The organism is Vibrio sp. TH_r3, from assembly GCF_033101115.1.
In the GTDB taxonomy this organism is placed as follows: Bacteria; Pseudomonadota; Gammaproteobacteria; order Enterobacterales; family Vibrionaceae; genus Vibrio.
On the sequence record NZ_JAWMPW010000002.1, the window covers coordinates 18,331 to 34,053 of the forward strand.

Annotated in this window: 13 protein-coding genes and 1 pseudogene; 9 read left to right on the forward strand and 5 right to left on the reverse strand. The window is 39.6% G+C overall.

Annotation, left to right across the window (positions count from 1 at the left end):
• Window positions 1-20: 20 nt before the first annotated feature.
• Window positions 21-806 (reverse strand): ribonuclease H family protein, encoded by a 786-nt coding sequence (locus tag R3X26_RS02545; RefSeq protein WP_317715562.1) that lies wholly within the window; start codon window positions 804-806, stop codon window positions 21-23.
• 198 nt (window positions 807-1,004) lie between these two features.
• Window positions 1,005-1,277 carry an Lpp/OprI family alanine-zipper lipoprotein gene (locus R3X26_RS02550; RefSeq protein ID WP_317715563.1) on the reverse strand — a complete coding sequence of 91 codons (273 nt, stop codon included), beginning with the start codon at window positions 1,275-1,277 and terminating at the stop codon, window positions 1,005-1,007.
• A gap of 631 nt (window positions 1,278-1,908) precedes the next feature.
• On the opposite strand from R3X26_RS02550, the gene R3X26_RS02555 reads away from it, so the two are divergent.
• Window positions 1,909-3,408, forward strand: a complete 1,500-nt coding sequence (locus tag R3X26_RS02555) for a fructose-specific PTS transporter subunit EIIC (RefSeq protein WP_317715564.1) — start codon at window positions 1,909-1,911, stop codon at window positions 3,406-3,408.
• Window positions 3,409-3,616: 208 nt separating this feature from the next.
• Window positions 3,617-4,297 (forward strand): hypothetical protein, encoded by a 681-nt coding sequence (locus tag R3X26_RS02560; protein ID WP_317715565.1) that lies wholly within the window; start codon window positions 3,617-3,619, stop codon window positions 4,295-4,297.
• A gap of 163 nt (window positions 4,298-4,460) precedes the next feature.
• Here the strand turns inward: R3X26_RS02560 and arsB are convergent, their stop codons facing one another.
• Both arsB and R3X26_RS02570 read right to left on the reverse strand, forming a co-directional pair.
• Entirely contained in the window at window positions 4,461-5,486 is a 1,026-nt protein-coding gene (gene arsB / locus R3X26_RS02565) for an ACR3 family arsenite efflux transporter (protein ID WP_317715566.1), read from the reverse strand.
• 59 nt (window positions 5,487-5,545) lie between these two features.
• Entirely contained in the window at window positions 5,546-5,896 is a 351-nt protein-coding gene (locus R3X26_RS02570; RefSeq protein ID WP_317715567.1) for a helix-turn-helix domain-containing protein, read from the reverse strand.
• Window positions 5,897-6,122: 226 nt separating this feature from the next.
• Here R3X26_RS02570 and R3X26_RS02575 point away from each other — a divergent pair, with 226 nt between their 5' ends.
• The 5 genes from R3X26_RS02575 (at window position 6,123) to pstB (ending at window position 11,247) form a co-directional block, all read left to right on the forward strand.
• On the forward strand, window positions 6,123-7,457 hold the full coding sequence (locus tag R3X26_RS02575; protein WP_317715568.1) for a DEAD/DEAH box helicase: 1,335 nt from the start codon (window positions 6,123-6,125) through the stop codon (window positions 7,455-7,457).
• Window positions 7,458-7,685: 228 nt separating this feature from the next.
• On the forward strand, window positions 7,686-8,507 hold the full coding sequence (locus tag R3X26_RS02580; protein WP_317715569.1) for a phosphate ABC transporter substrate-binding protein: 822 nt from the start codon (window positions 7,686-7,688) through the stop codon (window positions 8,505-8,507).
• Window positions 8,508-8,678: 171 nt separating this feature from the next.
• Entirely contained in the window at window positions 8,679-9,599 is a 921-nt protein-coding gene (gene pstC, locus R3X26_RS02585) for a phosphate ABC transporter permease subunit PstC (RefSeq protein WP_317715570.1), read from the forward strand.
• Between the two features lie 6 nt (window positions 9,600-9,605).
• Window positions 9,606-10,469: a phosphate ABC transporter permease PstA gene (gene pstA / locus R3X26_RS02590; RefSeq protein WP_317715571.1), complete on the forward strand. Its 864-nt coding sequence runs from the start codon at window positions 9,606-9,608 to the stop codon at window positions 10,467-10,469.
• A gap of 28 nt (window positions 10,470-10,497) precedes the next feature.
• Window positions 10,498-11,247 carry a phosphate ABC transporter ATP-binding protein PstB gene (pstB, locus tag R3X26_RS02595; protein ID WP_317715572.1) on the forward strand — a complete coding sequence of 250 codons (750 nt, stop codon included), beginning with the start codon at window positions 10,498-10,500 and terminating at the stop codon, window positions 11,245-11,247.
• 144 nt (window positions 11,248-11,391) lie between these two features.
• On the opposite strand, the gene R3X26_RS02600 is transcribed toward pstB, so the two are convergent.
• Window positions 11,392-12,111, reverse strand: coding sequence for a GntR family transcriptional regulator (locus R3X26_RS02600; RefSeq protein ID WP_317715573.1), 720 nt, complete (start codon window positions 12,109-12,111; stop codon window positions 11,392-11,394).
• 253 nt (window positions 12,112-12,364) lie between these two features.
• Here R3X26_RS02600 and R3X26_RS02605 point away from each other — a divergent pair.
• Both R3X26_RS02605 and mngB read left to right on the forward strand, forming a co-directional pair.
• Window positions 12,365-12,871: pseudogene (locus R3X26_RS02605) on the forward strand (fructose PTS transporter subunit IIA); the annotation flags it as partial.
• Window positions 12,872-13,012: 141 nt separating this feature from the next.
• Window positions 13,013-15,694 (forward strand): mannosylglycerate hydrolase, encoded by a 2,682-nt coding sequence (gene mngB, locus R3X26_RS02610; protein ID WP_317715574.1) that lies wholly within the window; start codon window positions 13,013-13,015, stop codon window positions 15,692-15,694.
• Window positions 15,695-15,723 lie beyond the last annotated feature (29 nt).

The following is a 15,723-nucleotide window of genomic DNA, read 5'->3' on the forward strand; positions in this document are numbered from 1 at the left end:
TGCTTACGTTTTATATCGCTTTATCCGCGACGTCTTTCTAAGATAGATTCAACGTCAAGTGGGTCAGAATATAAAGTCAGCGACTGTTGTTGTTTTTCTATCGCCAGTATAGACATTCTGTCTGCCAATTCGTTACCTTCTACACCAACGTGTCCGTTCACATGATGGATCGCTATTTGGTGAGACATTGTCTGATAAAGTGCGTACATCTCTTTTATTAGCTCGACATTTTTTATCTCTCCGCCTTTGCGTTGCCAATTATGGCTTGCCCATCCTTTTGCCCATGTAGTTATACATTGAATTGAATAACTGGAATCACTAAAAATACTGACGGTTTTGTTTTGTTGCAAATACTGTTTACCGATTAATAAACTTTGGTATAAAGCGTTTAATTCAGCGGTGTTATTGGTTCCATGAGCTTGGTATATTCCGTACCACAACTCATATAATTTGTTTGATTGGTAAATTGCGAGGCCAGAACCTGCTTCACCTGGGTTTGGTTCACATGCTCCGTCGGTAAAAATTTTAATATCAAACGGCATGGCCATTATTTTTTCATCGGTTAGTGCAGCCGGTTTACTTTTTTTTACGACAGATTTAGCTCTAGTACCTGGGGTAGGCTTGTTATGTGTTGATTGGTGAGATGGCGCTTTTGCTGAGCCAGAAAAAGCTTGTTCAGCTTCTATTTTAGTCGGAAACGACTTATAGCGAGCACCAGGAAACTGATCGACTTGTTTCTTACACGTTGCCCAGTCAGAAAACATACCGGTTTCACGCCCTTTCCAAACCACATAGAACTTAGCCAAATTACACACCTAAACGCAGTAAATTAAATACAGGGCGAATGTATTATACTCTGGCAGCGAATTCAATTAACACATGTTGATTTAGCTAAAACTATTTGTTGGTTTTCTTTGCCAATAAAAAAGCCCTAATAGAGATATCAGGGCTAGTCAATAATAAGTGACTTTTTGCTTTGTCTATACTATTTGGGGAACACAGTACTATTTAGTGTAAGACTGAGCGATATTGTCGATGCGCTCGTTAGCACGCATTGCTTCATCTTTTGCTGACATAGCAGCGTCTGATGCTTTGCTTGCTTGCATTTCTGCATCCGATTGACTTGATTTTAGTGATGCGATCTCACTGCTCAACTCGTCAATTTTAGAAGACAATGCACTCATTTGGCTGGTTGTTGCTTCATCAGGTCCAGATGCGCAGCCACCGAGTAAAAGAAGAGAACCCATACCTGCTGCTACTAGTAATTTCTTATTCATGCACACTCCTGTTGTGTAATGTAGTCTAACTGATTCGTTTATAGTGTAGACCCGATTTAATTTATTCTCTAGGGGGGAAAGCTGAAAATTCACGAATTAATGTCACTATTTACACTGTAAAAATTGACTTGTCTCGATTATAAGACGTGTTCATAAGGTTATTTTTATCTATTTTGGTATCAAACGTCCAATCTTTCTCATTGTTTTTATAATCACAAAAAAATACCTCTTTTAGTTATGGTTTTGTCTTTAATTTGTTTTAAAAACGGCATGTTAATTTTGATTGATTATTATTACATATATTTGATGTCATAATTTATGTGCTATCTAATATTCTATAAAATTTGGATGTATTTAAGATAAACCCTGACTTAATCTCTATTTTCAGGACTTTTTGTGAGCATTAAGTTGTATTGTATGAGTAATAATTAACAATACAACTTAAATACATAAGTTGTATTTTGTGTGATTGGTATCACGGACAAGTAAGACAAATAATACGATGATACAGTTAATGAGTGAGTGATAGCTGACTCATATAATTCTGAATTGGTTTTGTATTTAGCAAAGCATGATGAACAACTGGCATGACCAATTTGAGACTGAGAGAGACGAGACAAAGGATAAAAAGATGAAAATCTTAGCAATTACTGCATGTACCGCTGGGGTCGCTCATACCTATATGGCAGCCAAAAACCTTGAGAACAAGGCTAAAGCTCGTGGTTATGATATTAAAGTAGAAAAGCAAGGTGCCAACGGTATTGATGGCCGTATTACCGCACAAGATATTGCAGAAGCGTCCGGTGTTATTTTTGCTACGGATGTTGGTGTCACTGAAATGGAGCGTTTCGATGGCCTAGTTTCTGTGCAGGGTAAAGTAAAAGATGGAGTTAAAAAAGCGGACGAAATGATCGACGCATTGATACAAAAAATCGAAGCGACAGGTGCTGATGCAGCGGATATTTCAAAGCCACATAAAACAGAATTTGACCAAGAGGAAGATGATAATAGCAATTTTGTGGTCAAATTCTTTAAGGATTGGTATAAAGGAGCGCTTTCTGGTGTCTCTCATATTATTCCGTTAGTTATTATTGGCGGTCTGTGCGTTGGGTTACTTAATCTTTTCTATGGGTATGATTACACTCATTTATATAATCTAACCAGTGAACAAATTGCCGATAAAGAGTTTATGGCCGACTTTGCTACAACTCAGCAAGGTATTGTGCATTATTTGTATTACATTGCACTTAAGGCGTTTAATCCGTTACTGATTTGTGTTCTTGCAGCCTTTACCGCTTACGGTATGGTTGGTAAGCCAGGTCTAGCTCCCGGTTTTATGGGCGGTTACGTAGCGGTTGGTGGATCTTTCGGTAAGTTGACGATAGTGAGTGGTGGCTTTATAGGTGGTCTTGTTGCTGGTGCAGCGGCTGCATTGTTTGTCATGCTTGTTCGTCAAATCAAAGTACCGCAAGTACTAGAGTCAGTTAAAATCCTTATTGTGACCCCACTTGTGGCTGGCGTACTTACTATACTATTTATGCTTGTTGGTCCGGGTAAGTTTTTTGCTTTCCTAAACACTTCATTGTCCGACTGGCTTAATGCAATGAGTGGCTCTAACTTACTTATTCTTGGTTTCATTTTAGGTTGTATGTCCAATCTTGATATGGGTGGCCCAATAAACAAAGCAGCCTATCTGTTTTGTATTGGTGCTGGCACCAATGGCAATACTGAATTCTATGCGGCATTTACCGCGGCCAAATGTATCCCAGGTATGTCACTTGGTATTATGTCTATTGCGTTCCCTCGTTTCTTTGATAAAGAAGATCGCCTTGCGGGCCCGTCAACTGCCATTCTTGGGTTCTGCGGTATCACGGAAGGTGCGATTCCTTACGCTGTAAAAGATCCAATGCGTATTATTCCAGCTCATATGATTGGTGGTGGTGTGGCAGCGGCTTTGATTCTATCTTCTAAAATTCAAATTGGAACCATTGCCGGTGGTGCCGTATTTATGTTGCCAGTGATTAGCGAACCTATGGCATGGCTAACTTATTTTGTTATTGGTGTGGCGGTTTCAATGGGCTTAACTATTGCTCTTAAGATGTTTAGCGCAAAAGATAAAGTTCATGCATAACTGACGTCCTTCAATGCTTTAGCAGAGTACAGGTGACCTTAAAGAGAGGGGTTAACGGCGAATCGTTAACCCCTCTCTTTGTTTATGGTAAGTAGATAAGATATTCTGTAAAAACATTGAAAAATATCGAAAAACATATATTTATTGTCAAGTTCAGTTAAAGTCCTAAAGAGTGATAAGTAAAATACATTATAGGAAAAATAATATTATGTTTCGGATCTTGTTAAGTAGCGTTATTTTGATGGGTTGCAGTGCCTTTCTGAACGTTAATAGTGTCTATGCTAAAGACGCCCATATAGAGAATACAGATGTGCAGGGTGTGAATACGCAAAATAAATCCACACAAGTAGATAGCGGTGTGTTGAGTGAGAGTGAATTGAATCGTCCTTTAATAAATCTAGATGTTGTGGTCGATACGGATGGAATAACAGAGGCTATTTTGACGACCAATAAATCAATGTTGCAGGTAGTGGAAGTACTTGAAAACATAGCCGATAACCAAGAATTAACGCCAGAACAAGCTGAGGTAATGCTTTCTACCACGCAAAATATCAATCAACTGGCTATTGCTTCCGCTCAAGTTGTCGATGCTCTACCGGAAGTGGTCGCTAGTACAAAACAATCACTTGTTCAGAATAGTCAGGTTTTTCTACATGATTTGAAAATAGATATTCTGATCATGTTAGTTATTGTGGTCATCGCGTTAGTGGTAGTGATAGTCTGTTTATACTGGTTTGTTATTAAGCCAATGCAAAGTACCGTTATCAATGCAACCACGAATGTGGCCAGTATGGCTAACTCAATACAGATTACTGCTCAGTCTTTACAAGAAACTAATAAAACTAATGCACAGTTAGTTGAATTGCTGCAATCACCAGCGAAAAAATAGCTGAATAACGTTATTATTCCATTGTGTACTTACTACGAAAAATACAAAGCGACTCTGAAAGCAAAAATTTGTTTCAGAGTCGCAGTCAATCTATCGCTATTTAGTAGGCTAATTGAAGTGTAACATGCCACGTTGTAGCTGTTTATTCACCACATTATTTACGTTAATGATTAACTGGTTGAGTAACAAACTGATCTTTGGTGCGGTTGGCATAAGCGACCAGAGAAAGCATTACCGGAACTTCTACTAATACGCCAACGATTGTTGCTAACGCAGCACCTGAATGAATACCAAATAGACTGATAGCTACCGCTACCGCCAGTTCGAAGAAGTTAGACGCACCTATCATTGCGCCTGGAGCGGCAATGTTGTGTGGCTGTTTCCATTTACGCATCCAAATATAAGTAACAGCAAATATTAAGTAGGTTTGGATTAATAACGGAATAGCGATAAATAGAATATCCATTGGGTTGGAAATAATCGTTTCCGCTTGAAAGCCAAATAGAAGAATAACCGTACCAACTAAGCCAACAATTGAAAGTGGTTTGATACTTGAGGTAATTGCATTAATTTTTTGCTCTTGTTTCACTACGTAACGAGTCGCTGCACCAGCAACAAGTGGAACAACCACAAATAGTGATACCGACAATAATAATGTATCCCAAGGAACCGTAATATCGGTAACACCTAATAGAAAAGCAGCGATTGGTGCAAATGCCACCACCATGATTAAGTCATTAATAGCGACTTGTACCACGGTGTAATTTGCGTCACCTTTAGTGAGCTGACTCCAGACAAAAACCATAGCGGTACAAGGCGCAACACCTAATAAAATCATGCCTGCGATATATTCATCAGCCAATTGTGGTGAAATAAAATCACCAAAAATAGTGCGCATAAATAACATGGCAATAAGAGCCATAGTAAAAGGATTGACGAGCCAATTTATAACGATAGTGATGAACAGACCTTTTGGCCGTTGATGGATTTTAGCTATTGACGAGAAGTCGATCTGTAACATCATCGGGTAAATCATGAGCCAAATGAGCAGCGCAATCACCATATTAATTTGTGCGTATTGAATGCTGCCTAAAAAGCTAAATAGATCAGGGAAAATTAATCCTCCACCGATACCAATAAGCATTCCCAGGGCGACCCATACACTGAGAAAACGTTCAAAAACTCCCATGCTTGACTCCTTAATTACGATTAAATTTGTGAGTTGGTTTTAGTGTTTTTAGCGTAACGTTAACTACATATATTGACGTTATTAACGTTTGTACATTGATTGGGACTGTCTATACTATTACTATTTTGTCCAGCGCAGCATTCCTCAGTTAAATAGGCGACTAATTCGACCATTAGATTGAGATTGGCTCTGTAGCGTTGAAACCGACCTTCTTGCTGAACAGAAACCAGATTAGCGTGTAACATAGCTTTAAGATGAAAAGAAAGAGAATTTGGTGCAATGCCGAGTTCTTTGGCTAAATCTCCAGCTACTTTTCCGTCTTGACCGACTTTGATAAGGTTTCGCCAAATGTCTAAGCGTGTGCCAGATGATAAAGAGTCAAAGATTTTGGCTGCGTTACCTGTGTCCATTTTATCTCCCTTTCTATAATTCATTTTCTTCGTGTTAATAATTCAATATTTCAAGAATAATTGAAATGATAATCGCATTATAAAAGCAGTTTAATATAAATGACAATAAAAAATGATTGCCGGTTAATAAATAACCGATAATAATGTCTGTCATCTCTATCTATTCAACAAAGATTTGAGGTACTATAGCGCGCTATTTTTTACCTTATATTTGGAGAACACACTTTTGCAGTTTAGAGACCTCGGCTTAGATAATCGGTTACTTAAAAACCTCGACCACTATGCATTTAAAAAAGCGACTGACATTCAGATGCAAGCAATTCCTGTGGCTATTGCAGGCAAAGACTTAATCGCGTCTTCGAAAACTGGGTCTGGTAAAACGTTGGCTTTTGTCCTGCCAATGCTGCATAAATCTCTTAAGAGCAAGGCTTTCTCAGCGCGAGATCCTAGAGCGGTGATTCTTGCGCCAACACGAGAATTAGCTAAGCAAGTGTATGGTGAATTACGTGGCATGTTGAGTGGCCTTTCTTATACCGCGTCCTTGATTGTTGGTGGCGAAAACTTTAACGACCAAGTAAAGTCTTTGCGTAAACATCCGAAATTTATTGTTGCAACGCCTGGACGACTGGCCGACCATCTAGAGCATCGTTCACTTTTCCTTGACGGTTTAGATACCTTAATTCTCGATGAAGCGGATAGGATGCTGGATTTAGGTTTTGCTGCTGAGTTGCTTCGTATTCATAAAGTAGCGAAACATCGTCGTCGTCAAACATTAATGTTTTCAGCCACACTCGATCATGCAGAAGTAAACAGTATTGCTGCTGAGATGTTGAATAAGCCTAAACGTATTTCAATTGGTGTGTCTAACGAAGAACACAAAGATATCACTCAGTCTTTTTATCTCTGTGATCACTTAGATCATAAAGAAGCGATTTTAAATCGCGTTATTAGTGAGGCTGATTATAAGCAGGTAATCATTTTCACCGCCACAAGAGCAGATACCGATCGTTTAACCAAAGAGTTAACCAGCAACAACCTCAAGGCTATGGCGCTCAGCGGTAATTTAACCCAGACTCAGCGTAATACCATTATGAGTCAATTTGAACGTGGTGTGTTTAAGATTTTAGTGACTACCGATATCGCTTCTCGTGGCTTAGATATTGCCAATGTTACTCATGTTATTAACTTTGATATGCCGAAACATACCGAAGAGTACGTGCACCGGGTGGGACGTACAGGCCGTGCCGGAAACAAAGGAAACGCTATTTCCCTTGTGGGACCTAAAGATTGGGACAGCTTTAAGCGAGTCGAAGCGTATCTGCAGCAAGATATGACTTTCTCTGAATTAGAAGGCCTTAAAGGTAAATTTAAAGGTATAAAACCGCGTAAGCCTAATGTTGCAAAGACCGGCGCAGCAGTGAAGAAAAAAGGTCCAACGCAGAAGAAACAGGTTAAAAAGCCAGTTAAACGTGATAAGACGTATTATAAAAACGTCGCGGTAGGTGATGAGGTCTTTATTCCTAAGAAAAAAAGCGTAAAAACCGACACTAGTTCATCGTAGAAATAAAATAATCCTGATTTGAAACGCCTTGCTTAAGTGATTAAGCAAGGCGTTTTTTTTTATTTTTCTTTTTAATTCAACTAGTAAAGATGAATTGTACTTTTTCTATCCAACAAGCTTTGTCACACAGTGTTCAATATACTGAAACATAACTGTCATATATAAGTTCTAAAGTTACACCCGTTCTAAAAAACAAATACGGCAACTACGCCCTCAAAGGAAATTGTGATGAAAAAGACAGTAATCGGTGCAATTGCACTTCTTGGCGCTCTAACACTAAACCCAGTTTCAGCGAAAGAAACTATCTCAGCTGTAGGTTCTTCAAGTGTTACTCCACTGATGGAAGTTTTTGGTGAAACTTACATGAAAGCACATCAAGATGTGTACATTGAAGTTCAAGGACCAGGTTCATCGGCGGGTGTTAAAGCCGCTAAAAATGGTTCTGCTGATTTAGGCATGGCGTCTCGTAATTTGAAAGCTTCTGAGAAAGAAGATACGTTGAAAGAATTGGTTGTTGCTCGCGATGGTATCGCTGTAGTGGTTAACCCAAAAAATAAAATCCAAGGTCTAACAGCCGATCAAGTGACTGCAATTTATAAAGGCGAAGTAACAAACTGGAAAGACGTTGGTGGAGAAGACAAGCCAATCGTTGCAATTACTCGTGATACTGCATCAGGTACTCGTGGCGCGTTTGAAGATATTATGAGCCTTAAGCAAACTATCAGCGGCAAGAAAGTATCAGCTATTTCTCAACGTGCTCAAGTTGCAGCAGGTAATGGTGCACTTAAAACTAACGTAGCATCTAATCCATATGCAATTGGCTACATTTCTTTAGGCACGGTTGATTCTTCAGTTCACGCATTGGCTATTGACGGCGTTGCAGCAACCGTTGACAACGTTAAGAGTGGTTCATATAAAGTGGCTCGTCCTTTCCTAGTTCTATACAGAGAAGGCAAGCCTTCTGCTGAAACGCAAAAATTCTTAGATTGGATGGTTGCTGACGACGCTCAAAAACTGGTTGCAGCGAAAGGTTACATCTCAGTTAACTAATACGTTTTTAGCGAATACCTTTTTAATCAATACGTATTCGCTAAGCTTGGGATGTTATAAGCAATACAAATTTTAACCTCCTAGCGATAAAGATTGCTCAGTCCACTACTTTTTAGGACTGAGCCTTTTCCTTTTTCATATCGAATACATCGAAATGTGAGAGTTTTATATATGACCATCGCAACGAATAGTCAAAGCTCAACGCCTAGTGTGAAATCAAACGGTTTACGCACCAAACGAGGGGTTGATTGGAAAGAACGCATTTTTCATGGTTTATTTTTAACCAGTGCGATTATAGGGACTTTGTCTCTTGCTTTGATTGCTTATTCTATCATTATAGAAAGTATTCCTGCTTTCCAAGAAGCGGGTGTTACTGGTATCGTTTTCGGCACACATTGGCTTCCACCTGCACTTTATGGTGTAGCGACAATGATAGTAGCCTCAGTTGTTTCTACTTTTGGAGCCGTGATTGTTGGTGTGCCTATCGGCGTATTAACCGCTATTTTTATTGCCGAGATCGCGCCGAAAAGACTGGCGGATGTTATTCGACCTGCTGTTGAATTACTGGCTGGTATTCCATCGGTTGTTTATGGCTTTTTTGGCCTAGTTATTATCGTTCCTCTTATCCAGAATGTGTTCGAAGTACCTGCTGGCAACACCATATTAGCGGGTATTATTGTGCTCGGTATTATGATTCTACCCACCGTTATCACTGTTTCGGAAACCTCTATTCGAGCCGTACCACATTCATACAAGGAAGGTTCGCTCGCTTTAGGAGCTTCACGAATATTCACAATTTTTAAGTTACTCGTTCCTGCGGCTCGCTCAGGTATCATGACTGGCGTTATTTTGGGAATTGGTCGTGCCCTTGGAGAGACAATGGCCATTATTATGGTGATGGGTAATGCGCCAGCAATGCCAGAAGGCATTTTAGATGCTGCGCGTACATTAACCGCAAATATCGCAATAGAAATGTCTTATGCAAGTGGCGTTCATGCTAATGCTCTGTACGCGACCGGTGTTGTGTTATTGGTCTTTATTATGGTGCTCAATGCAGCACTGCTTTACTTGAACCGTGAAAAAGCGAAGTAATTAATTATGGATAAAGTAAAATTAAAACAAGCGCGTCAAAACAAAGATAAAATCTTGAATAGTTTTATTTGGGGGGCCGCTGCCTTAACCGTTGGATTCTTATTTTGGATTATTTGGTACATTCTTTCCAACGGGCTTCAATACGTGGATTGGGAATTTATTTCCACAGATTATACCGCGACAGGTGAAGATAAAGGTATCTTCCCTATGATTATTGCGACCATTTATATGGTGATAGCGTCTATTTCTGTTGCTGCTCCTTTAGGGATCATGACGGCAATTTACTTAACTGAATATGCTCAAGTAGGCAGCCGCCTAGTTAAGGTGATACGTTTTTGTACCGAGTCGTTAGCCGGTATTCCGTCAATAATATTTGGTCTGTTTGGCATGACCTTCTTTGTCGGTGTTTTAGGCTTGGGCTTCTCGATTTTATCTGGTGCATTAACCTTAAGTATTCTTATCTTGCCTGTGATAATTCGTACTACAGAAGAAGCCCTAATGGCTGTTCCGCAAACGTATCGTGAAGGGTCGTATGCGCTAGGGTCTTCTAAAATTTATACTATCTGGCGTTTAATTTTACCAAGTGCAACGCCTGGTATTTTAACGTCGGTCATTCTTAGTATTGGTCGGGTAATCGGTGAATCCGCTCCTGTGTTCTTAACTGCTGGTATGGTGGCGCGTGTACCTGAGTCTTTACTTGACTCGGGGCGTACATTAACCGTTCATCTTTATAAACTGACAACAGAGCTATTTACCATTGACGAGTGGAATCAAGCTTACGGTACGGCGACTGTCCTTATTGTACTTGTATTGTTGATCAATATGGTCACTAAGCTCATTGCAAAGCGTTTTAACACCGCGACTTACTAACAGAATTGACCAATTTAGAGAATACAATATGAACAAGTTTAATATCGAAAATCTTGACCTTTTTTATGGTGAAAACCAAGCACTTAAATCTATTAATTTACCTATTCCCTTACGTCAAGTAACGGCTTTGATTGGGCCTTCCGGTTGTGGTAAGTCGACACTGTTGCGCTGTTTAAATCGAATGAATGATTTGATTGAAGGTGTGCGGATTACTGGTTTACTAGAAATGGATGGTACCGATGTTTACGGCAATATCGACGTTGCGGATTTGCGTATTAAAGTCGGCATGGTATTCCAAAAGCCTAATCCATTTCCAATGAGCATTTATGAAAATGTGGCGTATGGCCTTCGTGCTCAAGGGATCAAAGATAAAAAACACATCGATTCAGTCGTGGAAAACTCACTACGCGGTGCTGCACTTTGGGACGAAGTAAAAGATCGTTTGAAATCACATGCATTTGGTCTTTCTGGTGGACAACAACAACGTTTGTGTATTGCGCGTACGATTGCAATGGAGCCAGACGTTATTTTAATGGATGAACCTACATCAGCACTTGATCCCATTGCCACGCATAAAATTGAAGAGTTGATGGAAGAGTTGAAAAAAGACTACACCATCGTGATCGTGACACACTCGATGCAGCAAGCTCGTCGTATATCTGATCGCACGGCGTTTTTCTTGATGGGGGAACTGGTTGAACATGATGAGACTAAAAATATTTTTAGCAATCCTCAAGATGATAGAACAAAAGGCTATGTGAACGGCGATTTTGGTTAACGAATTTACTGGCAACTAATTATAACAATATGCGATGGAAACCTTTCCCCACTCGAATGAGTGGGGTTTTTTATGCTGTGCAATAAATGCGTGGTGGACTCACTTACAACCGAATGATGAAGTGACGGTGAGTTTTTTACAGCATTAATTCTTATGGCGTTTAGCCACCAAGGTAAATTTGTAATCCGTAGATTTAAAGTAATTTCGACTGTATTCGAACACTGTTCCATCTATTAAATAACCACGAGTTCGTTTTTCTATTATTGGTTGTGCCTGATCAATCCCCAATAATGCAGATACTTTTTCTGAAGGAAGTACAGGGACAATTTCTTGCTCACTGCGATCGATCACTAAACCTTTTTGGTTTTCGATATAGTCATATTTGGAGTTACGCATCACCTCGTAAGTTAAATCTGGGAATAAGCGCAACGGCATCCAAGTTTCTTCCACTGTGATCGGGTTGTCATCTAAGTAACGTACTCTTTTAATGTAAAAAATACGTTCGTCTTCGCTAATGTTTAAATGTTCTGCCATTGCGATGCTCGGCAAGGTTATTTCAAACGCTATCACATCACTGTGCGTGGCGACATTCAGATGAGCCCATTTTTCATTAAAGCTTGTTTGTTGATAAATATCGTAATTTACCTTATTAGCTTTAACGTAAGTGCCACTGCCTTGTACACTTTCTAATTCGTCATTTTCTATTAGTAATTTTAATGCTTGTCTAACGGTTACTCGGCTTACTGAAAACTCTTCACGTAATTGGGCTTCAGTAGGCAAAGCTTCTCCAACTTTGTACTCGCCGCCGCTTATTTTTTCTCTAATTGCATCGGCAATTTGTCGATACATAGGAAGTCTAGCCATGCCTACCTCTTTCGTTGTGGCAGAATAAATTGTCTTTTCACCTATACATAATACAAATTTAGGCTGATAAAACAACTCATAAACCAAGTTAAATTTGCAATTAACAATACAACATAAATACAAATTATGAGAAAAATGAGCGCTTGATCACGGATAATTTGTATTATTTACGTATGATCTGTTGATAATCGATGATGAGCAATATTACTGAACACTTATCATTTAACTCATTTCTTGGACGATGGGGCACACCATGAAACTAACAACACTTACTAATGCATCGCTAATCAATATTAAGACAACATTTAATGACAAAGATGAAGCGATTAAGGCACTTGCAGAACAATTAAATCAACAAGGTAAACTGCATAATCTTGACGATTACTTACAAGCAGTATTTGAGCGAGAAGCCCATGGCGCAACGGCATTAGGCGAAGGGTTGGCAGTACCTCATGGCAAAACCAATGCAGTAAAGCAAGCCGCATTTGCCGTTGCCACATTAACACACGATATAAAATGGCCAGGTATTGATGAAGACGACGAAGAAGAAGACGTTAACTTGATTTTTCTTATTGCAATACCAGATGCAGAGGCGGGCTCAACTCATATGCACCTACTCACGGCGCTAACGTCCACATTGGTTGATGACCAAGTACGTGAAGCGGTTTTGAACGCGTCTAATGCAGAAGAAATTTTGGCTATTTTTGATGCGGAAAGTGAAGAGGAGCAACCAGTTTCATTACAAACCACGCCTTCACCCGCCGAAAAAGATAATACAACTTCGTTTTTTGGCAAGGTATCGAGTTGGTTTAAATCCTGATGTTATTAGCATGACGCTAACAATCAGTTTTGAATATTTTAATTACATCTTTATTTTTTCTAACAAGATCAGGTACAAATAATGACAACATCACGCGTTCATATTACTCCACACATGCACTGGGATCGTGAATGGTATTTTACAACAGAAGAGTCACGCATTCTGCTAGTAAACAACATGGAAGAGATCATGACTCGTTTAGAGAATGATCCACAATATAAATACTATGTTCTCGATGGACAAACGGCCGTATTAGAAGATTATTTTGCCATCAAACCTGAAAATATCGATCGAGTTAAGAAATTGGTTGAGTCAGGTAAGTTGATTATAGGCCCTTGGTATTCACAAACCGATACTATGCAAGTCTCAGGCGAATCTATTGTACGTAATATGATGTACGGTATGCGCGATTGTCTTAAATTAGGTCAACCAATGAGAATAGGGTATTTACCCGATTCATTTTCAATGAGTTCGCAATTGCCGATGATTTATAATGGTTTTGGTATTAATCGGGCTATGTTTTGGCGTGGTTGTAGCGAACGTCATGGCAGTAATAAAACTGAATTTAATTGGCAAAGCAATGATGGTAGTGAAGTAACAGCACAGGTTTTACCGTTAGGCTACGCTATTGGTAAATACTTACCGACGGATGAAGAAGGTTTACGCGCGCGATTGGATAAGTACTTTCCTGTACTTGAAAAGGCATCGGTTACCAAGGATATTTTATTGCCTAATGGTCATGACCAGATGCCGATTCAAAACGATATTTTTGATGTGATGGATACATTGCGTGAAATTTATCCTGACCGCGAATTTCATATGAGTCGTTTCGAAGAGGTGTTTGAAAAAATTGAAGCAATGCGTGATCAATTGGACACGATTAAGGGCGAGTTCAACGATGGCAAATACATGCGTGTCCATCGTTCTATTTCGTCTACGCGTATGGATATTAAACTGATTCATGCGCAAATTGAGAATAAAATTGTCAATATTCTCGAACCATTGGCATCAATTGCTTGGTCTTTAGGTTTTGAATACCACCATGGCTTGATTGAAAAAATGTGGAAAGAAAGCATGAAAAATCATGCACATGATTCTATAGGCTGTTGCTGCTCTGACAAAGTGCATGCTGAAATTTTAAATCGCTATATTTTAGCTGATGACATGGCAACTAATCTTATCAACTTTTATAAGCGAAAAATCGTAGACCACATGCCAGCACAAGGTAGTGATGATAAATTGGCTTTCTTTAACCTTATGCCTTATGCGCGTGAAGAAGTCGTTAACACTATGGTCACTATCCGCGCCCAAGAGTTTGCTATTTTTGATCAAAATGGCAATCCTGTTGACTATTTTATTCAAGATAAACGTGAAATTGATCCCGGCAAAGTTGACCGTCAAATTGTCCACTATGGTAATTATGACCCATTCATGGAATATGATATTCAGCTTAATATTAACGTTCCAGCGATGGGCTATACCACATTGCATATTCGGGCTAATCAATCGGCATCGATAAAGACAGCATCGCAAGCAAGTGACACGTTAGAAAATACATACTATAAAATTAAGCTAAATAGCAATGGTACCTTGTCTATTTTTGACAAGGAAACTCAGCAAACATATGACCAAGTTTTGCGCATTGAAGATGGCTCTGATGATGGGGATGAATATGACTACTCGCCATCACGCCAAGAGTGGCTGCTGTATTCAGATCAATTTGAGGTTGAAACCAGCATTAAACATCAAGGCTTTCAATCGGTAGCGAATATTGCGTTTAGAATGAATGTGCCAGAAAACTTAATGGAACGTGAGCAACGGACCGGTCAAAACGGCTACGTCGATGTGACCGCTCAAGTGGTATTAAAACAAAATTCACGCCGAATTGAAGTACGTATGGAATTAGATAATCAAGCGGATGATCATCGCGTGCGCGTACTTATTCCTACTCCGTTCACGCCTGAAACCGTGGTTGCGGATAATCAATTTGGTTGTATCACTCGCCCTGTCGATGATCCAGCAATGCAAGTGTGGCAACAAGAAGGTTGGAAAGAAGCGCCTGTCCCTATCTATCAATTAATGAACTTTGCAGCATTGGAAAATGATAAAGGTGACAAGGGAGGAATAGCTTTATTTACCAATGGATTACGTGAGTTCGAAGTGATACCTGGTCATAACAGTGAAATACGCAACACTTTTGCTCTAACGTTATTTCGTTCGGTGGGGGTATTGGGCAAAGAAGAGTTATTGCTTCGTCCGGGCCGACCATCAGGAATCAAAATTCCAACGCCAGATTCTCAAGTACGTGGTAAATTGGTTTGTGAATTTGCTTTGTATGCCTTTGATGGTGACCACATTTCGGCTCACGTGATGACCAAAGCGCGTGAGTATGTTACTCCTGTCGTGTGTTACAACAAAATTCCTTATAACGCCATGAAACTAAATGTGGGCGAACAAAACTTACCAATGACATATAGCGTGCTAAATAAGCCGATTGAAGGGGCTGTGCTGAGTGCATTTAAGAAAGCCGAAGATGAAGATGCATTGATTGTAAGGATGTATAATCCATCGGAGAGTGACACGATTACCGATAAACTTGAATGGTGTTCAAGCCTGTCAGAATGGATTGAAGTCGGCTTGGATGAAGTTGCTTTAAATGAATGGGACAAGGATAGTGTACAAGCTGGTTCGATAGGGGGACTTGCCCCATGCCAAGTAAAAACATTCAAAGTAAAGTTGGCATTGAGCAACGATGAATCATAACAAAGCTTGACTGTATAACTTGAGTTTAG